Consider the following 20,612-nt stretch of genomic DNA (forward strand, 5'->3'; position numbering starts at 1 on the left):
AGAATGGAGACTGCCTATGCACCCTCATGATTCTGCCTATGCCTTGCCCACCCCGTATCCCCCCATTGACCAAGTGCACCCCAACGGCTGTGACCTGACCATGGCCTATGACTTGTACGCTGGTGGCATCTCGGAATATACCGCCATCGCCCAGTACGTCTACCACCATCTCTACGCCAGAGAGCAAGGTTTTGAAGCCTTAGAAAAAGAATTCCTCTCCATCGCCATTGTGGAAATGCGCCACTTGGCACTGCTGGGTAGTTTGATTTTAAAGCTGGGCGGTGCGCCCAAATTTGTGTCCCCCACCAAACAGGGCTACACCCCGTGGAACGCCACCCTCATTGACTATGGCTGTGGCCTTAAAGACATGATTTTGCTAGATGTGAAAAGTGAACAAGCTGCCATTTGCGACTATCTCCACGGCGCCAAATGCACCCAGCAAGCCCAGATTGCCGCCTTGCTCCAGCGGATTTCCCAAGACGAAGAATTGCACCTGCAAGCCTTCACCCAAATGCTCCATAGCATATAAAAAAGCCCCTTTATACCAACGCTTTGCATTGGTATAAAGGGGCTTTTCACCGTTTGATTAGACTTGAAACAGCTTGCTTTTGCCCAGCGCATACACCACAGGCACCGCCAACAAACTGCCACCAACGGTGGAGATTAAAAAGGGCGTCACGTAGACGTAAAACGCCAACTCAGCGGCACTTTGCCCCATAAAGGCAACAGCGATGGGGTAGGCGCACAAACCGCCAACGATGGCAGTGCCAAACACCTCTGCCAGCAAGGTAGCAGGCAGATTTCTTGTTTTTTGATACATCAACCCACACAGGGCGGCGCCAAACATAGAACCGGGGAAGGCCAGCAGACTGCCCAGCCCCAAAACATTGCGAATGAGACTGGCCAAAAAGGCCACGGCTATGCCCCACCACGGCCCCATGGTGACGGCGCAGACAATATTGACGATGTGCTGAACAGGGGCGCATTTGCTCCCAAAGACAGGGATGGACAGCAAACTGCCCACCACGGCAAGGGCACACAGCATGGCGGCGAGGGATAATTTACGGGTGTTCATCAAGGTTTCTCCTTTTTCGGCAGGGGGGCAGGCAAAATAACAAGTAGCGTACCCCGTAGGTGGAAGAGGGTAGACCACCCCCTTATCTAACTGGTCGGTCGAAGCTCACTAGCTTCCTCTCACGCCGAAACACGGCTTCCCATCGCTACTTATTCCAGACAAAGGACGCTCCTCTTCTGCCTGTTTTTCATCCTCTTTTCAAAAAAGACGCAAAAAAATAGAGACGCAAACCTGATGTCATCCGTCTCTTAACTAGAAATTTCCTACGGCGGCATTATCCGCATCAGGTTAAAGGGTCGAAGCGTTCGCTTCCTCTCAGCCGATGCACATCAGCTCCCCTATGCTCTATGAACTTATTGATATCATACCTCTTCCCAAGGGTTTTGTCAATAGAGATTGTATAGGCGCTGTACAAAAACTCGTCTCAACGGGAAGAGGGTGTACAAAAAGTGGCGAGCCACTTTTGTACACCCTCTTTGCTCATTCTGTTTTCATTTTGGAAAACACCGTTTTGATGGGTAATTTCCGCAAGGTATGGCGCATTTTCTCATACTGATGGGCGGTGAATCCTCCATGGTCTGTTGCCCCCCCGTATAGGGTCGCATCTAGCATGGTGGCCAGTTGGCTCATGGACTGTGCCACCTCTGCATCCACCCCTGCGCAGGCGGTTGACAAGCGGTGCAAGTAAGCACCATAGCTTTCTCCCACCCCTTTGGCAAGGCCTCGTTTTTTCCCAAGACGCAACAAAATCAGCACCGTGCCTTGGAGTGTGTTGCGTCTGAAAAACAACGTAACCGAAAAGGCCAACCGCTGGTAACAGCGCTGTAAAAATGCCAAAAATCGCTTCCAGAGTGACCGTTTTCCCACCCGTTGGTGGGGTCGATGGTAGGGCAAGATATGGCCTTTCATCGACAGGCGCATCTTGCGGAGTTTAAAAAACAGCCGCAAAATGGCAAGGAGCACCAACGCAAACCCCACAATAACCATGGCCATGAGCAATTCCGCGTTTAGCTCCTGCATCTCCTCCATTTCCCCTGCTAGGGACACACTCTCCCCCAGCTCCAGATCCATAGCGTCATAGTCTGACACAGGGAACAGCGACAAAAACCAGTTTAAAATCGCCGTCACTGCAGAAATCATTAAATTATATAACCAAGTGACAAATTGGGTGGTTTTGTCCACCGCCGTTTTGGCACCAACCGAGGCAAAGCGCACAAACAACGCCGCCACAATGCCAATCGCCCCAAAACTCATGGCTGCAGTTCCCACCACAGCGCCATTGTTCATCCCATTAGCGCCATTGATAGAGTACATCCGCGCCAGTGACAATCCCACTAAGTTCAACAGCAACACCCCAACGGTGCAGGCAATGTAATACGGCGGCAGATAGTACACCTGACAGGCATCCATCCACAGCAAAAAGCCAATGCCAAACATGGGTAATTCACAGCCCAAAACCACAGTGTGGGTGTCACAGCCACGGAGCAACAACACCGCCCCACGCACCACCGTAATGGCAATCAAACTCCAAGCAAAACCCCAGCCCACTATGGTAACCACATGGATAAACAGCAGGCTCATCACCGACAAAATTGCCACAAGACTGCCTATCACCACAACCACCGTCTGCTCCAGCGTCCGTTGCCCCCGCAAAAACAGGTGCAATCCCAAGAAATACACGGCGCAAAGTGCTAGCCATGGCCACATTTCCACATAGGCATAGTTATTGGCTTTGGTAGAAGCAAAGAACATCATTAAGTTGCAAAAAGCAGTCACTTCTGTTAAATATGCCATCAACAGACTAAACAAAGGCAATGTTTTTCTCATAATTCACCCCTTTGAAAATCCCGAATGGTATACAGGCTAATATCCGATGTGTCAATGCCAGTGGGGGTATCCAAGTCTGGCTCGCAATGGGAAATCACAGAGAAACGGGTAATCCCTACCTCTTCAAACAAGGCAGAAAACCGTCCCTTTTGCCCGTCGTAACACACGTAATACACGTTTCCAGACTGGCTGGCCAACAAATCCGCAATGCTCTGTTGGCTAAAGCGTGCAGCGGGATTATCGCAATCACACAGCGCCAGCGCCAACAAACAATCGCTCAAACTGCTCTGCTCTAGCTCCACGCAAAAGGCGCTTTCTTCGCTGGCGGCTGGCAAATACAGACCCACAGCCATGTCCTTAGCAAACAGCTCTGCAATCACAGACCCCACCACCGACAACGTCTCCTCAAAGGCGCGATTATCTTCTTCCACACCAGCAAAGGTGGCGGTGTCCACAAAAAAGTACACCGACCGTGGAGAAATGCGGTCGTACACATTGACACTCAATCCGCCCCCTCTGGCGGCCAAGCGCCAGTTGATGCGCTTGAACGAATCGTTTGGCTGATAGTCTCGAATACCCCGTAGCACCGTCACATCTTCAATGGTGCCGTGAGGGCCAGTGGAGGCGCTCCACGCATTTTTAAAAAACACCTGCGTCGACACGGCCACCCGTTTGGGATAGACCACAAACACAGGGGATGTGTCCAAGGGGAAGGTGCCTTTTTCCACACGCAGACCAAATCCATCCCCTGTATGCAAGTCGATGGTTTGGGGGTGATACACCCCACGACACTGGGCATGAAACACCGATGTCCACGTCACCGTGGCGTACCAATGGATAAAGGAAAAACGGCGACAGAGCACAGGCTCGATGGGCGTTTGCGCTTCTGGATGGGTCACGTCGCAGACCACAAAATCCTCTGGTGCTGTGAGGCACCCGTTGGCTGGATAGGGTTGCACCCACTCTAGCCACAGCAGGGGCAGGCATTTTTCATTTTTTAACGTAAAGTGCACATCCATATCTTGTCCAGGATAGGCGTGGCAGGACTGCGCCTTCATTGCAGCGCTGACGCCGTAAAGCGCCAAGCGTCCCCAGCCGTAGGCACAAATAGCCAACAGGGCAACAAAGAGCAAAAAGCCCCCCAGCACCCCAAAGCCTGCATACAAGCTCCCTAAAGACAGCAGGCCAAACAGCGCTGCACATTGCCATGTGGCAATATAGCTAGATGTATTATAACGGTCGTTTATCATATGTTTGTCACCTAGTTAGAGCAAATTTTCTTCATAAGGTGGGACAGCGACCCCTTCTAAAATATCATAAATCAAATCGGTTTCTGTCTTTTTGGCAATGCGTGCCTCCCCAGACAACGTGACTCTATGTGCCAGAATGGGCACAGCAATTTGCTGTATGTCATCAGGGGTCACAAAATCTCGCCCTTCCATGGCGGCATAGGCTTTGCCCATTTTATACAGCGCACGAGACGCACGGGACTAGCCCCTGCTTTTAAGAAGGGATTGTCTCGGGTTTTTTGCACCAGAGAAACGATATAGGTCGACACCTCATCGCTGACACGCACTTGCTCAATGGCGGCCTGTAACTCCAGCACTTTTTCAGGGGTCACCACAGGGTTTATGGTGTCAAAGGGGATTTGGTCGCCCAAGATTTTCAGCATGGACATCTCCTCTTCCACCGTGGGATACCCCAAGGACAGGCGGATTAAAAACCGATCCATTTGGGCGGCAGGCAACTTAAATGTGCTTTCGCTTTCCACAGGGTTTTGGGTGGCCATGACCACAAAGGGGGCAGGCAAAGGATAGGTGGTGCCGTCGATGGTGACCTGCCGCTCTTCCATGGCTTCTAGCAAGGCAGATTGGGTGCGCGGAATGGCACGGTTGACTTCGTCAGCCAGCAAAATATTGGTCATGACAGGGCCGTGAAGCATTTCAAAACCACCCGTTTGGCGGTTATAAATATTCATGCCCACAATGTCTGAAGGGAGCAAGTCTGGGGTAAATTGAATGCGCTTAAAATCGCATCCCAGCACGATGGATAAGGTTTTAATCAAGGTGGTTTTCCCCAAGCCGGGCATATCTTCTAGCAACACATGGCCACCAGAGAGGATGGAGAGCACCATCAAGCGGATTTGCTTGTCCTTGCCCACCATGATTTTTTCTGTTTCTTTCAACATGGCTGCAACCACAGCCTGCACCGATTGTTCCATAGATTTGTCTCCTCCTAAATTTTTACTTTAAAAGTATAGCACACTAAAGAAATTTAGGGAAGAGCTATTTTTTGAATAAACTGTAAATAAGCGCTGGGGGTACGTGAGCAGAAATACAAAAAACCGAAGCAGCATACATCTACTTCGGTTTTTAATATAGTGGCCAAAAAAGAGATGCACGGAGTAACGGCATGGTGGGGGCGCTCGACTAGCCTCGCAAGGCTGTTTGGTCACCCAACCTCCAAAGGCGGCACTTAGGGCGGAGATGGGGCCACACCCCTCGAATTAAATCGATTTGCCCTTACCGAAATCGCAACCGTTCTCCGTCCCATACTTTTTCACTCTTCACTCTTACTTATTACTTTCAAAAAATCCTGTACAACGTAGTGAAAAGTGAAAAAGTAATAAGTAATAAGTAATAAGTAATAAGTAATAAGTAATAAGTAATAAGTAATAAGTAATAAATCCGAAGTAGATAAATCTACTTCGGATTTTTTGGATGTAGTGGCCAAAAAAGATGCAAAAGCTAACAAGTCTGCAACATCTGGGGGAGCTCGAGGGGGCACACCCCTCGAATAAAATCAATTTGCCCTGACCGAAATCGCAACAGCTTGCAAAGGGGAACATCTCATGAAATAAGGTAACCTTCCAATCCTGCACAAGGCAAATGCACCACGCAAAAAGAGACTGCCTAGGCAGTCTCTTTTTGCGTGGTGGAGCCAAAGGGGCGTTGTACGAACTCGCCCCGTCGTCAGCAGTTCCATTCAAAGCATTCTCAATTAGTGGTATTTCGATTGTGTTTTTATCTCCAGAAAAGCTAAATGCAATCTTCAGGTTATTTGGGTCGTCTTCTTCGTCGTTTAAGAATACCGCCACAAGGAACGTATCGAAAAGCATTGCTTGAAAACGCTTGTCGTTCTCGTCCCCATCACGAAAAACCTTCAGACCCTCTAAGAACTTCTCCTTTGGAGCCAATATCACCTCTGCCTTTGCAGATTGAATTTTCCCAACAAGCTTCGCTTGCTCACGCTCCAGCGCAAGCAGGCGTTCCTTTGTAGTCTCGGTGATAATTCCCTGTTCAATTGCCTTCATCATATTATGCACAGACTTCTTGTTGTCTTCTAGCTCTTTCTCCATTAAGGCCACATGGGAGCCTTCGGCAACCTTTTTGTTGTGTGCAATGATTTCGTCGGCAATCCACTCCAGTATATCGTCTTGAAGTGCATATTGCATGATAGCTCTGGTGACACTCAACTCTAGCGTGTCACGACGAACATGACTCTTGTCACATCCCTTTTCCGTCCTTCGTTTTTGGCACGAATAGTAGTGATGCAACTCTCCGTGCTTCCCTCGGCCAGACACGCCAACCATGGCGCTACCACATTTCGCACAGTACAGCTTTCCCGTCAGCAGGTAATCGCCGTTGATGCGATGTCGTCCTCTTGCGTTCCCTTTCGTTTGAATCACCTCCTGCACTCTAAAGAACAATTCTTTAGAAACTATTTGGGGGATGCCTCCCTCGATGCGGACATCACCGTAGATGTACACACCAGTATATCGCTCGTTTGTAACCAAGTTCTGAAACGAGTTTTTGCCCCATGGTTTTCCACGCCCAGTCTTAATGCCCTTGGCGTTCAAGTCTGCCGCTATGTCTACAAAAGCATCGCCACGAGCAACCCTGGTGAATATATCACGAACAACCTCGTCTTTGGGTGCATCAATGGCATAGCGACTATCATCTCCCTTTTTGTACCCAAGTGGCAACGTTCCGTTGGTGATTTTGCAATTCGCCGCATTGTCATACAGGCCACGCTTGATGTCCTCGGCCATGTTCTCGGAGTAGAACTGGTTGACGTTCATCATGCTCCGCAGGGCGAAACGGCCAGCAGCTGTATCGTCAAAATCCTCTTCCACGTATAAAACACGGACGCCCAGCGATAACAACTTGTCCTCGTTGGCCATAGCCTGGAGCATATTGCGACCGATGCGATTAGACTTCCATGCGATAACGTAGGAAAAGTCGCCACGCTCCGCATCCTTCATCATCCGCTGAAAGTCAACACGGCGGTCTGTCCTGCCGGTGATGGCTCGGTCTGAATAGACACGATTGATGGAAATTTTTTTATCCAGTGCATAGGCCATGCACTGCTCTACTTGCTGTTCGATAGAAGCGTCTTTCTGAGCGTGGCTACTATACCGTGCATAGATAGCACCAGCTGTGCCCAAGGGTGCTTGCTTCGTATTTTTCAGCCCTTTGGCATTGCTTGGTCGTGCTAGAGATTTCAAAAATTCTTCACCCCCGTTTAGGATAGGTTTAGCATAGTAATAGAAATAGAAATAGGGCTAGACTAGAAATAGCGCACACGCACGCACGTACGCGTGAGTATCGATAGACTATGTATACCGTATAGATACCCTATCCATATGGTATCTACTAAAAAGCTTTATACTCGTAAGTGCCATCTTCGTAGAGCAGTGACCCATAGGGGTCAACCACAACACCGTCAGAGTCTATCGCCCCATAGGTGGCATTGTAGATATCGCTCCCAATGAAGCAGACACCTGTCCCAGCAACTCCGCCAGCAGAGTTTTTCAAGATAATAGAAAACCAGCTAAGGTCACTACCTTCAATATACTCTTCGGCAAAGGCTATCAAGTCCTCTGACGTGGCGGACAAGGCGACATCCTTGTCGATATAAATAAATCCTCGTTTCCCTGCGATTGAAGTTTTCGTTCCGTTTAAGATATGCTCATACTCTACCTCTGGAACGAAGAATACATTGCTTTCCTCTGGTTCTGACACGGCAGGGGAATTCTCGACATCACTGATATCTGAGGAAGTCGCTCCCTCACTGCAACCAACAAGCAGCATAAGTAGGCCCAGAGACACGCTGGCAAACAAGGTTCTGATTTTCATAGGCACACCTCACTACGAAGTTTTGTCGAAGTCAATCGAATGGTATTTTATATCTTTTTGAACATTTTTCCACTTTGGTGTGGTACAATGATGACACCGTCGGCGGAAAACATCAGAAAGGAAATGAATCAATGAAAACAAACGAGACGATAGAAGCAAAGGGGACAGTCTGCTTTCCTCTGAAATTGATGTTTGTAGCCGAACTATTCTCTAAACTATCCAACAAAGAACAAGACTATATTATTTCTCAGATAGAAGCCCTTTTATCGCATGAACAATGAGCGCCTGTTGGTCATCGCTCAAAAGGCTGAATAATTCAATATACTCCTGTGTACGCCCATTGCCTTCTTCGGTAATGGGCGTCACATTTTTTTCGATAGGGACATCATAACCCATAAGCCAGGCTTCCGACACACCTAGTGCCATGCCGAGGATGGACAGTCGCTCTTGTCCGGGCTCAACCTTTCCAGAGAGATACTGGCTCAGAGCATTTTTCCCTATCTTGACATTGTATTTTTCACAATATGGGGCAGCGGCGGTTAACACATCTATCTGGCGCATACCACGTGCCGCCATCACCTCAGCAAGTCGCTTGGATGTTGAACTACTTTTCATGGTGCATCCTCCTGTTTTCTATGAAGGTATTATACCCCACTTTGAACAAAAGTTCAAGAGAAATTATAGAAAAGTTCAAAAAAATTGAAGAAAAGTGTTGCATTGGAAAATTGCTTGTGGTATAGTGGCTATGGTAGTTCAATAAAATTGAACAAATAATCAACACGAAAGGAGTATTTACCATGGCATATGATTACGCAAAACTCGTTGGTCGCATCACTGAAAAGTATGGGAGCCAAGCAACCTTCTCCACTGCAATGGGGCTGTCTGAACGCAGTCTGTCGTTGAAGCTCAACGGAAAGACTGGATTTAAGCAACCCGAAATATCCAAAGCTTGCAATCTGCTTGAATTGGAACACACGGATATTTCCCTCTATTTTTTTACCCTAAAAGTTCAATGATATTGAACCAAATCGGAGGTATCTAAAAATGTCAACACCATTCCTAGCAGAAACATGTACCACACAGACCATCAAAATCAACGTTAATGAAATTCCAGACATCGACCGCAGAAAGATTGCAGAGGCAGGTTCGGCAATGTTGGCACGCTTCTTCGCAGACCCTGTCATCAACAAAAAGATAGATGACCGCCTCGCCAAGAGAAAGGCTGAATCTAAAAGCAGAGGTGATAGCCATGTATGACCCCAAGCTCGCCACAGAAGCCCAGACCCAGTATTGCGAAAAAATGAGCTACCCCAACTTCGCCCCCTACATGGGCCGATGCTTCTCTTGTGGGCGCAACATCTACCAGCCCATCAAGCGCCCGAGCGGGCACACCTCTGGCATCACGGTTGAGGGAGCATCCAGCCATTTGATTGTAGGGTGCCCTCACTGCAATCGTAGCTACTGTGATTGAAAGGGGGTGAGGAACATGGAAAAGATTATGTATCTCTGCGTGCCCTGTGCCGAAGGTCTGAAAGACAGTCACACGGTGGCTGGCTTCGGTGGCACGAAAAAAATCACCTGTGAGAACTGCAACCGCCGTCGGTATGGCAGAGCTCACAAGGTGAATGAGAAATCAAAACGAAAGGAGGGCTAAGTCACAATGTACTATCGCATTTGCCCCTACTGTGGCAGTCACAACGACCCTGGCGAGCGGTGCGATTGTCAAGAGCAAAAAGTGGAGGCCGCTTCCGCTGGCACGGAAACGACCTCAAAAGGAACCTACGCTACTGACAGAGTAGCACGCTATGGATAAGAAGTCAAGGAGGACACCCCATGAAGAACCGACTTCGAGCGTTGCGGTTGGAGAAGAACATCCCAACCAAAGACATGGTGGCGACTGTGCAAACGGTCTACCCCAAGTACGACAAAACCATTCAATCCAAGTGCGAGAATGGGGGCGACTATGGCGTCACCATCAGCCAGGCGGCTATGGATACCCTGTATGACACCTTCGACCCAGACCGCTCAACCGCTCGTAAATCCCGCACAGCAGACCGCCACCGCCTACCTTGTCGCATCACCTGTCGACTGACAGAGAAGGACTACCAAGCGTTGCAACAGCTGGTAGACGACAAGGGCTACCCCTCTATGCAAGACTGGATGGCGGCGGTGGTGCAAGAAACCATAAAGGATGTGAAACCTGATGGCCTATGAGAACAAAGACCGCAAGTGCGAGTGTCACAAGTGCGATGCTAACAAAGCCTGTGTCTACGCCTGGAAATTTCAGCGCCTGGGCAAAGAGCAAGGCGGTTTAGGCAAATGCGCCTTGCTGGCAGAGAACAACAAAAAATTACAATACTAAGGAGAAAATACCATGGGAAACCAAATCATTGCCGTTGTGTATGAGAACAAAGAAACTGGAAAATTCGAGGGCAAGCCCTACAACTACTATTGCAACATCCCTGTTGCCGTTGGCGACGTGGTTATCGCACCTACTTACAAAGGCGACTCCAAAGCTCTTGTTGTTGAAATCTACGTGAACCCAAGCACCCTTCCTGCCTATGTGCTGAACGTACTGAAAACCATCAGCTCCTTCGTGGAGAATAAGGAGCCCATCGAATGAGTAGTGAATTGATTATCGTCCGCCAGCTCCCCATCATCGAAGAGAAGTTGCGGAGCATCAGCGAAGAAATGAAAACCCGCACCGATGAAGCCTTGAGCCTGGCTGTCACCGAAGACACCGTAAAGCAAATTAAGCGTGTCCGCGCTGACTTGGGCAAGTCCTTCAAAGAATTGGAGGAAGCCCGAAAGTCCGTGAAAAAGGAAGTCATGGCACCCTACGAGGAATTTGAAAAGCAGTACAAAACCTACATCACCGATGTGTTCGCCCCCACTGATGCAACCCTCAAGGGGCGCATCGCCGAAGTGGAAGATGGCGTCAAAGAGGAAAAGCGAGCAGAAGCACAAGCCTTTTTCGATGAATATGCCGTGTCTGTTGGTGTTAACTTCGTGAAATACGAAGATGCAGGGTTCAAGGTCACGTTGAGTTCCACAGCCAAAGCCTTGCAAGCGGCCGTAAAAGAATTCCTGGACCGCATCGCTGACGACCTGGTTGTCATTGACACCCACCCCAACAGCGACGAGGTGCTGGTGGAGTACAAGCAGTGCCTGAACATCGCCAAGTCCATCACCACCGTGGCCAACCGTCACGAAGCCATTGAAGCAGAGCGCAAGCGCCAAGAGGAGCAACGGATCCAACGTGAAGCCCAGGCAAACCATCAGCACCAAATCGAGGAACTGCTACGGCAACAAGCCCAGGCAGTGCCTGCGCCCCAGGTGATGGCTGCTCCCCAGGTTGTGCCACAAGAAGCCGTTGCCCCTGCAGTGGAGCAACAACAAGTCTATCAATCCACATTTACCGTCACCGGCACAAAAGAACAGCTGAGAGCGGTTCGAGATTTCTTAATCAATGGAGGATATACCTATGAAGCCAAATAACAACATGGTTCCACAAAAGCCTAGATTTTCCGTGGCAATCACCACCCCCCAGTATCAAAAGTTAATCAGCAACACACTGTCCGACCCCAAGCGTGCCAGTCGTTTCATTGCCAGCATCACCTCAGCCGTAGCCATTAACCCTGCGTTGCAAGAGTGCGATGCTGGCACTATTTTGGCTGGGGCGCTGTTGGGTGAATCCTTGAACCTGTCCCCCTCCCCTCAGCTGGGGCAATACTACCTGGTGCCCTTTGAATGCAAATTGAAGGGCGATGACGGCAAGCCCATCTATCTCCTTGATGAACAAGGCAACCGCATGAAGGACAAGCGTGGGTATTACATGGTGGCAACGGAAAAACGTGCCCAGTTCGTCTTAGGCTACAAAGGCTACATCCAAATGTCTTTGCGGAGCGGTTCTTATTCTGACCTGGACACACGGGTCATCAAAGAAGGCGAATACCTGGGGCGTGACCCCAATACCGGCAAGCCCCTATTCCACTTCATCGAGGATGACGACCAGTGGGAGAGCCTTCCTGTGGTTGGCTATATGGCCTACTTCGAGTATCTCAACGGATTCAGAAAAACCATGTACTGGAGCAAGGGGAAGATGCTCAACCACGCTGACCAGTACAGCCCAGCTTTTAGCGCCAAGAACTATGAGAAGCTCCAAAATGGCGAAATCCCAGACAATGAGCTGTGGAAGTATTCCTCCTTCTGGTACAAGGACTTTGACGGAATGGCACTGAAGACCATGCTTCGCCAGTTGGTGTCCAAGTGGGGCATCATGTCCACCGATATGCAGACCGCAATCGAAAAGGATGCCACCACCCAGAGCATTTCCACCAAAGGGAATGTCATTGGATTACCAGAAGACCCCGCCCCTCATGATGACATCATTGACCCTGACACATTGCCCTCATCGGCGCCACCTCCTGCAGCTGAAAAGGTGAACCTGAATGACCTGTAATATCAACTATGACATTGTTGCAACAGGCTCTAAGGGCAATGCGGTGGTGGTGGAAAAGCGCATCCTAATCGACTGTGGTGTCCCATACAAATGGCTAGCCCACCACGTCAAGGGATTGCAGGTGGTGCTGTTAACCCACATCCACTCCGACCACTTCCACCGCATCACCATCCACCGCCTAGCCAAGGAGCGCCCAACCCTCCGCTTTGCCTGTGGAGAATGGCTAGTGAAAGACTTGGTGGACTGTGGGGTTGCGATGAAGAACATTGACGTCATGGCATCGGCCGCCAACCATTACCTGTACCATGGCTTCACCGTGTCGCCAGTTCCCCTGTCTCACAACGTGCCAAACTGTGGCTACAAAATCCTCTTCCACGATGGACGCAAGATGTTTTATGCCACCGACACAAACAATCTCAACGGCATCACAGCCAAGGACTTCAACCTGTACATGGTAGAAGCCAACTATGGCACGGAGGAAATCCAAGAGCGCATCGCCCAGAAGAAAGAAAACGGAGAGTATGCCTATGAGCACCAGGTGCTGAAAAACCATCTCTCCAAAGAAAAGTGTGACGACTTCATCTACAGCAATATCGGCAGTCGTGGCACCTACGTTTACCTCCATGTGCATGAGGATAAGTGGAAGGAGAACCACCAGTGAAAGGGAAATTGATTGACCTATCCTTCGGGATGAACCGCAAGCAGCGCATCACCATTGAGGTGGACGGAGATTTTCGAGGGATGTTCGATTCCCTGAAAGATAGCGTGGTCACGGTGGACGTCAAAAAGTTCAAAGCTCGCCGCTCTGCATCAGCCAACGCTTACTTCCACGTGCTTGTTCACGCCATAGCAGAAGCCAACGGTGTGGGCAACGAAGAAGTGAAACGTACCCTGGTATGCGAATATGGCGCCCTGGCCAGAGAGAGTGACGGTCAAATCGTGGGTTTCAAATTGCCTGTGGCAGTTGACGTCACCGACATCTACCCTTACGTGCACCTGTACGACACCCAAGAAGAAAACGGCAAACCCTTCAACCGCTACCTGCTGTATAAGCACACCAGCGACATGAACACCACCGAGATGGCACGGCTCATTGACGGTGCCATCTATGAAGCCAAAGCTCTGGGGCTTGCAACCGACACCCCAGAGCAGTTGGCACGATATAAGGAGGAATGGAACAGAAAATGAGAGAAGTCTACTGCGACTACTGTGGCAAGCGAGCGGAGTTTGTCGACAGCAAAGTAGTGCATGGTCGGAGCTACGGCATGATTTACCTGTGTCGACACTGCATGGCTTACGTCGGCGTTCACAAGGGCAGTGACAAGCCACTTGGCAGACTGGCAAATGAAGAACTACGCTACTGGAAAAAGGCCGCCCACGCCACATTTGACCCCCTGTGGAAATATGGGCGCTTCAAGGGTTGTCGCAATGCCGCATATGGATGGCTTGCAGGCAAAATGGAACTCAGCCGAGAGGAAACCCACATTGGAATGCTTGATGTCGTCAACTGCAAAAAAGCAATCAACATCATCAAAAATGAAAATTCAAAAGGAGCACATCGATATGGAAAACACTAATGAAAACAGCGTTAACCCCAAGGTCACAGAGGACTATCGAGGTGACGTCACCATTAAAATTCCTCTGTCTCTTTTCGAGGAGCTTATCAAGGCACGCACCGAGCGTGACGTTGTGAAAAAACTGGTCTACTCTCTCCCTAGCTACCAAAGTGGCGACACCATCAAACAGGTATTTGACGCTGTGAGTGGCAAAGCAATCCAAGATAAGGAGTAAGGCGATGCTGAATAAATCATTCATTATGGGTCGCTTGACCCGTGACCCCGAACTGCGCCGCACCCAGTCTGGCACAGCCGTCACATCCTTCTCTTTGGCAGTCGACCGTGATTTCAAAGGTCAAAACGGTGAACGAGAAACCGACTTCATCGACTGTGTAGCCTGGCGCAACACGGCCGAGTTTGTGACAAAGTATTTCGCCAAAGGCCGTATGGCAGTGGTGGAAGGGCGCATCCAAATGCGAGAATATGAAGACAAAGACGGCAAGAAGCAACGTGTCTTTGAGATTAACGCTGACAGCGTCTACTTCGGGGACTCCAAGCGAGAGGGTGACGCTCAGGGCGGCGGCGGTTCCTATGGGCAACACAACAAGCCCCAAGGGCAACCACCCCAGGGGCAACCATCCCAAAGCCAATATAGCCAAGGGCAATACAGTCAAGGCCAGCAACGCCAACCACAGCAAATAAATATGAACGAGATACCCTACAACGACCCAGATTTACCATTTTAACCAAAGAAAAGGATAGGAGGTGATGATTTGGCAAATTATCGCAACATTCATATGTCCTTCTGGACAGATGCCAAAGTGGTGGATGATTTTACCACAGAAGACCGCTACATGTACCTCTGGTGCCTGACGAACCCACACACAAATCTCTGTGGGTGCTACGAAGTCAGCATCAAGCAGATGGCCAACGAAACAGGTCATTCCCCTGAAATGGCAGAGCGCATCCTCAAACGCCTGGAGGAAGCGCACCAGGTTCTGAAATATGATAAGGTCACCAAAGAATTGCTACTGATGAACTGGAGCCGACACAACTGGTCAGCATCGGAGAAGCTGAACAAACCCTTGCTTGAAACCATCCAAAAAGTGAAGAGCGATGAATTCCGCCTGTACCTGGCAGGGTGCTATAACGACCGCAACGGTGTGGTGCAAGTGGATATTCCTACTGCACAACCACCCAAAGAAAAGCCTGCTGTGGTACGCCACCAACGTGGGGAACATGGCTATGTGACCCTCAGTGATGCTGAATTTGCACGGCTTCAAAAAGACATTGGCGACCAGGAGCTTTCACGGTGCATCGCCTACATTGACGAAAGCGCCAAAATCAGTGGCAACAAGAACAAGTGGAAGGACTGGAACATGGTCATCCGAAAGTGCAATCGTGAGGGCTGGGGCATGGGCCGCCAACCCAGAGCCCAAGTGCCTAGCAAATCAGAAGCCGCCCTGGGGAACCTCCAGGCACTACATAAGCAATATGCTGAGGAGGGCGCATGACGAAGTTAGAAACCAGCGAGATTTTCTCATTGATGATGATTGCCTGGCCCAATGCGGAGATGTTCAGAGGTGGGCTCTCCAAGTTAGATGTCACCATCACCTTGTGGCATCGATGCCTAGGCGGAACCGACCGTTGGATTGGGCAGTGCGTCGCATACGAGCTGTGCAAAACCAACAAGTTCCCTCCCACCATCGCAGAGTTCCTGGAGAAGTGTACTGAGCTAACCCAGTTCCACACCTACGAAGTATACCGCCTGTTAAACCAGGTGAAGCGTGGCTCTTATATGTACGAGGATTTGCAAGAGTTCGTGAACACATTGCCCACAAGCTCCCTGTTGAGCCAGTTAATTTTCGCCATGGGTGGTGCCAGCAATCTAGTGAAACCTGCAGGCGACAAGCAACGGTGGAACCTGGAAGCCTTCGAAATGGCTTACTGGCAAACAATCAAGAAAACCGCCCCCCAGCTTACCGCTGGTACTAGGGCGATAGAAGGAGGACAGAAATGAGAAGACCGTCAGACCGCAGAAAACTGGAACGGCTGGAAGCCGCATTGGAGAAGCAAAACGAAACCCTAGCCTATCATGCAGAGCTTCACGAAACAGAAGCCAAAGCCATTAACGCACAAACCAACATCTCCAAAGCTGTTGTTCGAGAGGTGTTCCCCAACAATGACGAACTGGTTCGCCGCAAATCCTTTGAGCGCCGCATGGAAACCCATGTAAAAACCATCCAACAGCAGGTGTGCCTTTTGTCCCTGATTGCGGTGGTAGCCCTAGCAATCGCCGTTGTCCTGGTTTACCGTTCCACCACCATTGCTACCCAAGAGGTTAGCGAAACCGCCCCTGCATCCATCGCTGTGGCGGTTGCAGACGACGCCCTGCCTGTAGCGCAAGATATTGAGGATTTTATCGAACCGCACATCGTCGACATTGACCACGAACCCACTGTGGACGACCAGGCTATACCCTACCTGGCAAAGCTGATTTGGGGCGAAGCCAGAGGATGCACCCAGGTGCAACAAGAAGCAGTGGTCTGGTGCGTGCTCAACCGTGTGGATAGCGATGACCCCTATTACCCTGATGACATCATCGGGGTAATCACCCAGGAAAGTCAATTCCACGGCTATGCAGATGACAACCCCATTTATGTTGATTTTGTGGAAATCGCCACCGATGTGCTAGAGCAGTGGGAAGCAGAAAAATCTGGATCCACCGATGTTGAGCGTGCCATCCCAGTGGACTGCCTGTGGTTCTGGGGCGACGGTGACGTCAACTACTACCGCACTGCCTACAATGGCGGTGACACCTACACGGTATAAGCCATGGCGGTGAAAGAGAAAAAGCCAGAAAATCAGCGCAAGGGCAAGGAGGCCAGAGCCAAGGGCAAAGCTTTTGAAAACCGCCTGGACAAATCCTTCGAGTATTACAAAGCCCAAGGGTTCGCCGCCATTGCCAAAACCCCAGAGCCTATGCGCATCCTCAGTCCAGCGGGCGCAGGGCGGTTTACCTGTTGCTTCACCAAGAAGGCACAGCCTGACTATGAGGGCACCTTGAAAGGCGGGCAATCCATTCGCCTGGAAGCCAAATTCACCGACCTAGACCAGATTGGGCAAGTCCGCTTGCTAGACGTGCAAGCAGAGGATTTCAAGCTTCACGCCGCCCTGGGTGCCAAGTGCTTTGTCATCGTTGGATTTGCCAGTGGGAATGTGTACCGCATCCCCTGGTTCGTATGGCACAAGATGGTGAAAATCTATGGCAGAAAGTATGTAACCGAGCTAGACTTGGGGCGCTATAAAGTCCCCGAAACAGAGGATGGCACCCTGTTGGTGCTGAATTAACGAAAGGAGCTAGACCCATGATTGAAAAGAACAAATACGAGGAACAGTACAAAAAACTGGTGAACCTGTGCGAGGAGCATGACCTGACGTTCCGACTGCGAAAAGACAGCTACCCTGTCACCCTGACCATCTTGCCATTGACCGACATGGAACATCAAATGTGCATGTTGGAAACGGTGGAGGCCAACGGATACATCAGTCCCGATGCTTCCATTAAGCTGTGGGTAGAAGACTCGGAATTGAAATGGTCCTTCTCCGAATCCTTCGCCATTACCGATGTGCTTCAGGGGAAAATCAAAGGTATTTTCGTCAAAATGCACCGCTATTGGATGCAAGCCTTTTTCCGTGAAGTGGTGGAAAAGAAGCTGTTGTCCCCCAAGGTCATGCCTACATCAAATGACAGCGGACTGCCAGAAGAAGCCCAATCCATCGAAGACTTCGACACAGAGGATGACAACGATGTGCTAGCCTTTGACGCCCTTGTGGAAAAGGCCACCCAACTGGTCAGAGCTGAGGGCATGGCGTCGCATCTGCTGTTGCAACAGCGCCTAAACATCTCCTATTCCCTGGCTGGAGAAGTTATGGAAATGTTGGAAGCCTACAACGTGGTTGGCCCACAAGACGGCAACAACCCCCGAGAGGTATTCATGGACGAAACCCTCGTTCCCGACTTAGGCGACACGGACGTAGAGGATGCAGGCCCAAATGTCGAAGACTTCCCCACCGAAGATGACGAGGTGTTGAGTGATGATGAACTAACCTCTGACGACCAGGAGGTCTAACCATGGGCAAAGTAACGCACCAGCTCAGAAACGAGAACCAGAAGAACATCACCCGCATTTTTGACAGACTATCTCAACGCAATTCACGTTGGACTGTCTGGAGCGATTTCGTGGTCATGTCCGCAATCAGCATCTCCAATACTGTGGACAAGGTCAACGAGCAGTCGAGAGAGCAGCTCTACATGGACACCATCAAAAAATACACCAAAGCTGAACTGCTGGAATTTGCCCAAATGATAGCGGAACTGGTGATGGGTATGGAGCGAAATCCAAACTGCGACTTTCTCGGTGAACTGTTTATGATGCTGGAGCTAAGCAATGCGCAAAACGGCCAGTTTTTCACCCCCTACTCTGTCTGCTCTGCAATGGCAAAATTGACCATTATGGATGAATTGCACAGCAAGATTGAAACAGAGGGTTGGGTGTCGGTGAATGACTGCGCTTGCGGAGCTGGTGCGTTACTGATTGCCTTTGCCAATGAATGCAAAGAGCAAAATATCAATTACCAACGAAGCGTCCTGTTTGTGGCGCAAGACCTGGACTATACGGCGGCAATGATGTGCTATCTCCAACTAAGCCTTATGGGATGCCCTGGCTATGTGGTGGTGGCGAATACAATCACAAACCCTGTCACCACCTATGACCGAAAAGGGCTGTTGCCACGAGATGGGCAAAACATCTGGTACACGCCTTTCTATTTTACGGAAATCTGGCAGGGCAGAACGATATGTGCATCCATCGACCGTATGTTCCATCAAATGCCGAAGCCTGCACCTGCAGAGGTGAAGGAGGAACAGCAGGAAATCACCGTCACCCAGTCAACCAAAACTGACTACCCAATCAACGAAACCAAAGCGGGTCAGCTGACCCTGTTTTAACAACTGCAAACTTGAAAGGAGCCAACCATCATGTTGCAATTCATATCTGTGGATAAAATCCACCCTCACCCCCAGAACCCCCGCAAGGAGCTGGGCGACCTCACCGAGATTGCCGCCAGCATGAGCGAAAACGGTATCCTCCAGAACTTGACCGTAGTCCCTACCGCAAACTTGCGCTACGACAAAGAAGCCATGACCTGGGTAGAAGACGAAACCCAAGGCACACAATACACAGTCATCATCGGACACCGTCGACTGGCGGCGGCTAAACTGGCAGGGCTGACAGAGGTACCCTGTGTCATCACCCAAATGACGGCTCAGGAGCAACAGCGCACCATGCTCATTGAGAACATCCAACGTGCCGACCTACTCCCTATTGAGCAAGCCCAAGGCTTCCAGCTGATGTTAGACATGGGCGACACCCTGGAGGACATCGCCCAGAAAAGCGGGTTCTCCACCTCCACCGTGCGCCACCGCACCAAGCTTTTGGACTTGAACCAAAAGAAGTTGAAACAAGCCACCGAACGTGGCGGTACCATGTCCGATTACATCGCCCTGGAGAAGCTAGAGGATGTCGACCGCAAGAACGCTGTCCTGGCTAAGATAGGCACTCCCAACTTTAACGACGTGTTGGAGAAAGCCCTTGCAACCGAAAAGATAGTCAAAGCAGTTGAGCAGGCCATCGAGGTTGTGAGCACCTATGCAACCCAGGTTGAACAGTACGACTACCAGACCATGGAAGGGTACAAGACCTATGGGCGCTACGGCACAGTCTGCGAAGTGGTTGTTCCCGATGATGCAGACACAGCGGAATATTTCTATTGTGTGACAAAGTCGAAAGACCAGTGTGCCGTATACAAAAGTCGCTCCAAGGAAGAAGAGCGCAAAATGACAGCGGAGGAAACGAAGAAGCGTGCGACCGAAGAACGGTATAAAGTCCAAAAAGCCGAGGCCGAGGACATTGCAAAACGCCATGAGTCCCTGCGTCGTGCCTTTGTTTTGTCAGTTGGCAAGACCAAGATTAAAAACAACCTGGAGGTCATTGTGACCGCCATCCTCCACGCTTCTGCAGGGAAAGCCTCCCATTGGAGCAACCGAGTTTTGGACAACGCATTGCTCAATACTCTGCTTGATATCGAAGTGGATGAAACTGCGGAGGGCGAAAAAGAAATGGTGCAAAAGTGCATTGCCAAAGCCACTCTGGCACCAGAAACCACCTTGTTCCGAAGCGTGTATGCCATGATTGAAAATACAGTGATGTACTATTGGCAGTCCGCCTACAACTACACATTAGGGGGTTCAGAAGTACATCACAAAAAATGCGACCGTCTGGATAAAACCTATGAACTTCTCACCGCCATGGGCTATGAAATGTCCGATGAAGAAATCGCCATGCAAAACGGCACCCACGAGATTTTCCAAAAGGAGGACACGGCAGAATGCAACGATTGACCTACAAATCTCCCCACGGCGGATATGGGTACAACCAGGATGTGGACTTCTACTCCAACGAAGTGAAAAATCACATTGGGCAGGCAGTTTC

At 50.1% G+C, this 20,612-nt stretch carries 31 protein-coding genes and 1 riboswitch; of the genes, 23 read left to right on the forward strand and 8 right to left on the reverse strand.

The features are described from left to right. Nucleotides 1-16 precede the first annotated feature (16 nt). Complete coding sequence (locus RFF05_RS06520) at nucleotides 17-529, forward strand: ferritin-like domain-containing protein (RefSeq protein ID WP_409969558.1); 513 nt, start codon at nucleotides 17-19, stop codon at nucleotides 527-529. A gap of 57 nt (nucleotides 530-586) precedes the next feature. Here the strand turns inward: RFF05_RS06520 and thiW are convergent, their stop codons facing one another. The 8 genes from thiW to RFF05_RS06560 all read right to left on the reverse strand — a co-directional run bounded on the left by thiW (nucleotide 587) and on the right by RFF05_RS06560 (nucleotide 8,655). Next, nucleotides 587-1,075, reverse strand: a complete 489-nt coding sequence (gene thiW / locus RFF05_RS06525) for an energy coupling factor transporter S component ThiW (protein WP_409969559.1) — start codon at nucleotides 1,073-1,075, stop codon at nucleotides 587-589. A gap of 242 nt (nucleotides 1,076-1,317) precedes the next feature. Next, a riboswitch (TPP riboswitch) is annotated at nucleotides 1,318-1,425 on the reverse strand. 130 nt (nucleotides 1,426-1,555) lie between these two features. Further along, nucleotides 1,556-2,902, reverse strand: coding sequence for a hypothetical protein (locus RFF05_RS06530; protein WP_409969560.1), 1,347 nt, complete (start codon nucleotides 2,900-2,902; stop codon nucleotides 1,556-1,558). Continuing rightward, entirely contained in the window at nucleotides 2,899-4,152 is a 1,254-nt protein-coding gene (locus RFF05_RS06535) for a DUF58 domain-containing protein (RefSeq protein ID WP_409969561.1), read from the reverse strand. The genes RFF05_RS06530 and RFF05_RS06535 overlap by 4 nt, the downstream gene beginning before the upstream one ends. 15 nt (nucleotides 4,153-4,167) lie before the next feature. Then, nucleotides 4,168-4,365 (reverse strand): hypothetical protein, encoded by a 198-nt coding sequence (locus RFF05_RS06540; protein ID WP_409969562.1) that lies wholly within the window; start codon nucleotides 4,363-4,365, stop codon nucleotides 4,168-4,170. Next, entirely contained in the window at nucleotides 4,323-5,123 is an 801-nt protein-coding gene (locus RFF05_RS06545; RefSeq protein WP_409969563.1) for an AAA family ATPase, read from the reverse strand. The genes RFF05_RS06540 and RFF05_RS06545 overlap by 43 nt, the downstream gene beginning before the upstream one ends. A gap of 351 nt (nucleotides 5,124-5,474) precedes the next feature. After that, a complete protein-coding gene (locus tag RFF05_RS06550) occupies nucleotides 5,475-7,409 on the reverse strand; it encodes a recombinase family protein (protein WP_409969564.1) in 1,935 nt (644 codons plus the stop codon). 148 nt (nucleotides 7,410-7,557) lie between these two features. Continuing rightward, nucleotides 7,558-8,040 (reverse strand): hypothetical protein, encoded by a 483-nt coding sequence (locus tag RFF05_RS06555; RefSeq protein WP_409969565.1) that lies wholly within the window; start codon nucleotides 8,038-8,040, stop codon nucleotides 7,558-7,560. Between the two features lie 240 nt (nucleotides 8,041-8,280). Next, complete coding sequence (locus tag RFF05_RS06560) at nucleotides 8,281-8,655, reverse strand: DNA-binding protein (RefSeq protein ID WP_409969566.1); 375 nt, start codon at nucleotides 8,653-8,655, stop codon at nucleotides 8,281-8,283. A 182-nt stretch (nucleotides 8,656-8,837) separates the two neighbouring features. Between RFF05_RS06560 and RFF05_RS06565 the strand changes: the two genes are divergently transcribed. Genes RFF05_RS06565 through RFF05_RS06670 form a run of 22 tightly spaced genes read left to right on the forward strand, consistent with a single transcriptional unit; the run spans nucleotide 8,838 to nucleotide 20,521 of the window. Then, the gene (locus tag RFF05_RS06565) at nucleotides 8,838-9,056 is read left to right on the forward strand and encodes a DUF739 family protein (protein ID WP_409969567.1); all 219 of its coding nucleotides are present in this window, start codon (nucleotides 8,838-8,840) and stop codon (nucleotides 9,054-9,056) included. A 28-nt stretch (nucleotides 9,057-9,084) separates the two neighbouring features. Further along, the gene (locus RFF05_RS06570) at nucleotides 9,085-9,297 is read left to right on the forward strand and encodes a hypothetical protein (RefSeq protein WP_409969568.1); all 213 of its coding nucleotides are present in this window, start codon (nucleotides 9,085-9,087) and stop codon (nucleotides 9,295-9,297) included. Beyond that, the gene (locus tag RFF05_RS06575; protein WP_409969569.1) at nucleotides 9,290-9,511 is read left to right on the forward strand and encodes a hypothetical protein; all 222 of its coding nucleotides are present in this window, start codon (nucleotides 9,290-9,292) and stop codon (nucleotides 9,509-9,511) included. The genes RFF05_RS06570 and RFF05_RS06575 overlap by 8 nt, the downstream gene beginning before the upstream one ends. 15 nt (nucleotides 9,512-9,526) lie before the next feature. Continuing rightward, nucleotides 9,527-9,694: a hypothetical protein gene (locus tag RFF05_RS06580; RefSeq protein ID WP_409969570.1), complete on the forward strand. Its 168-nt coding sequence runs from the start codon at nucleotides 9,527-9,529 to the stop codon at nucleotides 9,692-9,694. 6 nt (nucleotides 9,695-9,700) lie between these two features. Continuing rightward, the gene (locus tag RFF05_RS06585; RefSeq protein ID WP_409969571.1) at nucleotides 9,701-9,853 is read left to right on the forward strand and encodes a hypothetical protein; all 153 of its coding nucleotides are present in this window, start codon (nucleotides 9,701-9,703) and stop codon (nucleotides 9,851-9,853) included. A gap of 20 nt (nucleotides 9,854-9,873) precedes the next feature. Next, nucleotides 9,874-10,254, forward strand: coding sequence for a hypothetical protein (locus RFF05_RS06590; RefSeq protein ID WP_409969572.1), 381 nt, complete (start codon nucleotides 9,874-9,876; stop codon nucleotides 10,252-10,254). Then, nucleotides 10,244-10,402: a hypothetical protein gene (locus tag RFF05_RS06595; RefSeq protein WP_409969573.1), complete on the forward strand. Its 159-nt coding sequence runs from the start codon at nucleotides 10,244-10,246 to the stop codon at nucleotides 10,400-10,402. Before RFF05_RS06590 ends, RFF05_RS06595 begins: the two co-directional genes overlap by 11 nt. Nucleotides 10,403-10,414: 12 nt before the next feature. Next, the gene (locus tag RFF05_RS06600) at nucleotides 10,415-10,663 is read left to right on the forward strand and encodes a hypothetical protein (protein WP_409969574.1); all 249 of its coding nucleotides are present in this window, start codon (nucleotides 10,415-10,417) and stop codon (nucleotides 10,661-10,663) included. Further along, on the forward strand, nucleotides 10,660-11,538 hold the full coding sequence (locus RFF05_RS06605; protein WP_409969575.1) for a DUF1351 domain-containing protein: 879 nt from the start codon (nucleotides 10,660-10,662) through the stop codon (nucleotides 11,536-11,538). The genes RFF05_RS06600 and RFF05_RS06605 overlap by 4 nt, the downstream gene beginning before the upstream one ends. Continuing rightward, nucleotides 11,525-12,502: a recombinase RecT gene (locus RFF05_RS06610; protein ID WP_409969576.1), complete on the forward strand. Its 978-nt coding sequence runs from the start codon at nucleotides 11,525-11,527 to the stop codon at nucleotides 12,500-12,502. The genes RFF05_RS06605 and RFF05_RS06610 overlap by 14 nt, the downstream gene beginning before the upstream one ends. Beyond that, nucleotides 12,492-13,163 (forward strand): MBL fold metallo-hydrolase, encoded by a 672-nt coding sequence (locus tag RFF05_RS06615; RefSeq protein WP_409969577.1) that lies wholly within the window; start codon nucleotides 12,492-12,494, stop codon nucleotides 13,161-13,163. Before RFF05_RS06610 ends, RFF05_RS06615 begins: the two co-directional genes overlap by 11 nt. Continuing rightward, entirely contained in the window at nucleotides 13,160-13,690 is a 531-nt protein-coding gene (locus RFF05_RS06620) for a hypothetical protein (RefSeq protein WP_409969578.1), read from the forward strand. The genes RFF05_RS06615 and RFF05_RS06620 overlap by 4 nt, the downstream gene beginning before the upstream one ends. Continuing rightward, nucleotides 13,675-14,079, forward strand: a complete 405-nt coding sequence (locus RFF05_RS06625; protein WP_409969579.1) for a zinc-finger-containing protein — start codon at nucleotides 13,675-13,677, stop codon at nucleotides 14,077-14,079. Before RFF05_RS06620 ends, RFF05_RS06625 begins: the two co-directional genes overlap by 16 nt. Further along, nucleotides 14,066-14,293, forward strand: a complete 228-nt coding sequence (locus RFF05_RS06630) for a hypothetical protein (RefSeq protein WP_409969580.1) — start codon at nucleotides 14,066-14,068, stop codon at nucleotides 14,291-14,293. The genes RFF05_RS06625 and RFF05_RS06630 overlap by 14 nt, the downstream gene beginning before the upstream one ends. A 4-nt stretch (nucleotides 14,294-14,297) precedes the next feature. Next, complete coding sequence (locus RFF05_RS06635) at nucleotides 14,298-14,804, forward strand: single-stranded DNA-binding protein (protein ID WP_409969581.1); 507 nt, start codon at nucleotides 14,298-14,300, stop codon at nucleotides 14,802-14,804. A 27-nt stretch (nucleotides 14,805-14,831) separates the two neighbouring features. Beyond that, on the forward strand, nucleotides 14,832-15,572 hold the full coding sequence (locus RFF05_RS06640) for a hypothetical protein (RefSeq protein ID WP_409969582.1): 741 nt from the start codon (nucleotides 14,832-14,834) through the stop codon (nucleotides 15,570-15,572). Continuing rightward, the gene (locus RFF05_RS06645; RefSeq protein ID WP_409969583.1) at nucleotides 15,569-16,078 is read left to right on the forward strand and encodes a hypothetical protein; all 510 of its coding nucleotides are present in this window, start codon (nucleotides 15,569-15,571) and stop codon (nucleotides 16,076-16,078) included. The genes RFF05_RS06640 and RFF05_RS06645 overlap by 4 nt, the downstream gene beginning before the upstream one ends. After that, a complete protein-coding gene (locus RFF05_RS06650) occupies nucleotides 16,075-16,890 on the forward strand; it encodes a cell wall hydrolase (RefSeq protein WP_409969584.1) in 816 nt (271 codons plus the stop codon). The genes RFF05_RS06645 and RFF05_RS06650 overlap by 4 nt, the downstream gene beginning before the upstream one ends. A 3-nt stretch (nucleotides 16,891-16,893) precedes the next feature. Then, complete coding sequence (locus RFF05_RS06655; protein WP_409969585.1) at nucleotides 16,894-17,409, forward strand: Holliday junction resolvase RecU; 516 nt, start codon at nucleotides 16,894-16,896, stop codon at nucleotides 17,407-17,409. A 17-nt stretch (nucleotides 17,410-17,426) separates the two neighbouring features. Further along, a complete protein-coding gene (locus RFF05_RS06660; protein WP_409969586.1) occupies nucleotides 17,427-18,191 on the forward strand; it encodes a DNA translocase FtsK in 765 nt (254 codons plus the stop codon). A gap of 2 nt (nucleotides 18,192-18,193) precedes the next feature. Further along, nucleotides 18,194-19,069, forward strand: a complete 876-nt coding sequence (locus RFF05_RS06665) for an N-6 DNA methylase (protein WP_409969587.1) — start codon at nucleotides 18,194-18,196, stop codon at nucleotides 19,067-19,069. 30 nt (nucleotides 19,070-19,099) lie between these two features. Continuing rightward, on the forward strand, nucleotides 19,100-20,521 hold the full coding sequence (locus RFF05_RS06670) for a ParB/RepB/Spo0J family partition protein (protein ID WP_409969588.1): 1,422 nt from the start codon (nucleotides 19,100-19,102) through the stop codon (nucleotides 20,519-20,521). Nucleotides 20,522-20,612: the final 91 nt, after the last annotated feature.

Source organism: Bengtsoniella intestinalis (assembly GCF_039719005.1).
In the GTDB taxonomy this organism is placed as follows: domain Bacteria; phylum Bacillota; class Clostridia; order Oscillospirales; family Oscillospiraceae; genus Oscillibacter; species Oscillibacter intestinalis.

What these genes read in the sequence shown, in the direction of transcription:
- RFF05_RS06520 (WP_409969558.1), top strand. Translation starts at nt 17, where the DNA reads ATGCACCCTCATGATTCTGCCTATGCCTTGCCCACCCCGTATCCCCCC.
- thiW (WP_409969559.1), bottom strand. Translation starts at nt 1,075, where the DNA reads ATGAACACCCGTAAATTATCCCTCGCCGCCATGCTGTGTGCCCTTGCC.
- RFF05_RS06530 (WP_409969560.1), bottom strand. Translation starts at nt 2,902, where the DNA reads ATGAGAAAAACATTGCCTTTGTTTAGTCTGTTGATGGCATATTTAACA.
- RFF05_RS06535 (WP_409969561.1), bottom strand. Translation starts at nt 4,152, where the DNA reads ATGATAAACGACCGTTATAATACATCTAGCTATATTGCCACATGGCAA.
- RFF05_RS06540 (WP_409969562.1), bottom strand. Translation starts at nt 4,365, where the DNA reads ATGGGCAAAGCCTATGCCGCCATGGAAGGGCGAGATTTTGTGACCCCT.
- RFF05_RS06545 (WP_409969563.1), bottom strand. Translation starts at nt 5,123, where the DNA reads ATGGAACAATCGGTGCAGGCTGTGGTTGCAGCCATGTTGAAAGAAACA.
- RFF05_RS06555 (WP_409969565.1), bottom strand. Translation starts at nt 8,040, where the DNA reads ATGAAAATCAGAACCTTGTTTGCCAGCGTGTCTCTGGGCCTACTTATG.
- RFF05_RS06560 (WP_409969566.1), bottom strand. Translation starts at nt 8,655, where the DNA reads ATGAAAAGTAGTTCAACATCCAAGCGACTTGCTGAGGTGATGGCGGCA.
- RFF05_RS06565 (WP_409969567.1), top strand. Translation starts at nt 8,838, where the DNA reads ATGGCATATGATTACGCAAAACTCGTTGGTCGCATCACTGAAAAGTAT.
- RFF05_RS06570 (WP_409969568.1), top strand. Translation starts at nt 9,085, where the DNA reads ATGTCAACACCATTCCTAGCAGAAACATGTACCACACAGACCATCAAA.
- RFF05_RS06575 (WP_409969569.1), top strand. Translation starts at nt 9,290, where the DNA reads ATGTATGACCCCAAGCTCGCCACAGAAGCCCAGACCCAGTATTGCGAA.
- RFF05_RS06580 (WP_409969570.1), top strand. Translation starts at nt 9,527, where the DNA reads ATGGAAAAGATTATGTATCTCTGCGTGCCCTGTGCCGAAGGTCTGAAA.
- RFF05_RS06585 (WP_409969571.1), top strand. Translation starts at nt 9,701, where the DNA reads ATGTACTATCGCATTTGCCCCTACTGTGGCAGTCACAACGACCCTGGC.
- RFF05_RS06590 (WP_409969572.1), top strand. Translation starts at nt 9,874, where the DNA reads ATGAAGAACCGACTTCGAGCGTTGCGGTTGGAGAAGAACATCCCAACC.
- RFF05_RS06595 (WP_409969573.1), top strand. Translation starts at nt 10,244, where the DNA reads ATGGCCTATGAGAACAAAGACCGCAAGTGCGAGTGTCACAAGTGCGAT.
- RFF05_RS06600 (WP_409969574.1), top strand. Translation starts at nt 10,415, where the DNA reads ATGGGAAACCAAATCATTGCCGTTGTGTATGAGAACAAAGAAACTGGA.
- RFF05_RS06605 (WP_409969575.1), top strand. Translation starts at nt 10,660, where the DNA reads ATGAGTAGTGAATTGATTATCGTCCGCCAGCTCCCCATCATCGAAGAG.
- RFF05_RS06610 (WP_409969576.1), top strand. Translation starts at nt 11,525, where the DNA reads ATGAAGCCAAATAACAACATGGTTCCACAAAAGCCTAGATTTTCCGTG.
- RFF05_RS06615 (WP_409969577.1), top strand. Translation starts at nt 12,492, where the DNA reads ATGACCTGTAATATCAACTATGACATTGTTGCAACAGGCTCTAAGGGC.
- RFF05_RS06625 (WP_409969579.1), top strand. Translation starts at nt 13,675, where the DNA reads ATGGAACAGAAAATGAGAGAAGTCTACTGCGACTACTGTGGCAAGCGA.
- RFF05_RS06630 (WP_409969580.1), top strand. Translation starts at nt 14,066, where the DNA reads ATGGAAAACACTAATGAAAACAGCGTTAACCCCAAGGTCACAGAGGAC.
- RFF05_RS06635 (WP_409969581.1), top strand. Translation starts at nt 14,298, where the DNA reads ATGCTGAATAAATCATTCATTATGGGTCGCTTGACCCGTGACCCCGAA.
- RFF05_RS06645 (WP_409969583.1), top strand. Translation starts at nt 15,569, where the DNA reads ATGACGAAGTTAGAAACCAGCGAGATTTTCTCATTGATGATGATTGCC.
- RFF05_RS06650 (WP_409969584.1), top strand. Translation starts at nt 16,075, where the DNA reads ATGAGAAGACCGTCAGACCGCAGAAAACTGGAACGGCTGGAAGCCGCA.
- RFF05_RS06655 (WP_409969585.1), top strand. Translation starts at nt 16,894, where the DNA reads ATGGCGGTGAAAGAGAAAAAGCCAGAAAATCAGCGCAAGGGCAAGGAG.
- RFF05_RS06660 (WP_409969586.1), top strand. Translation starts at nt 17,427, where the DNA reads ATGATTGAAAAGAACAAATACGAGGAACAGTACAAAAAACTGGTGAAC.
- RFF05_RS06665 (WP_409969587.1), top strand. Translation starts at nt 18,194, where the DNA reads ATGGGCAAAGTAACGCACCAGCTCAGAAACGAGAACCAGAAGAACATC.
- RFF05_RS06670 (WP_409969588.1), top strand. Translation starts at nt 19,100, where the DNA reads ATGTTGCAATTCATATCTGTGGATAAAATCCACCCTCACCCCCAGAAC.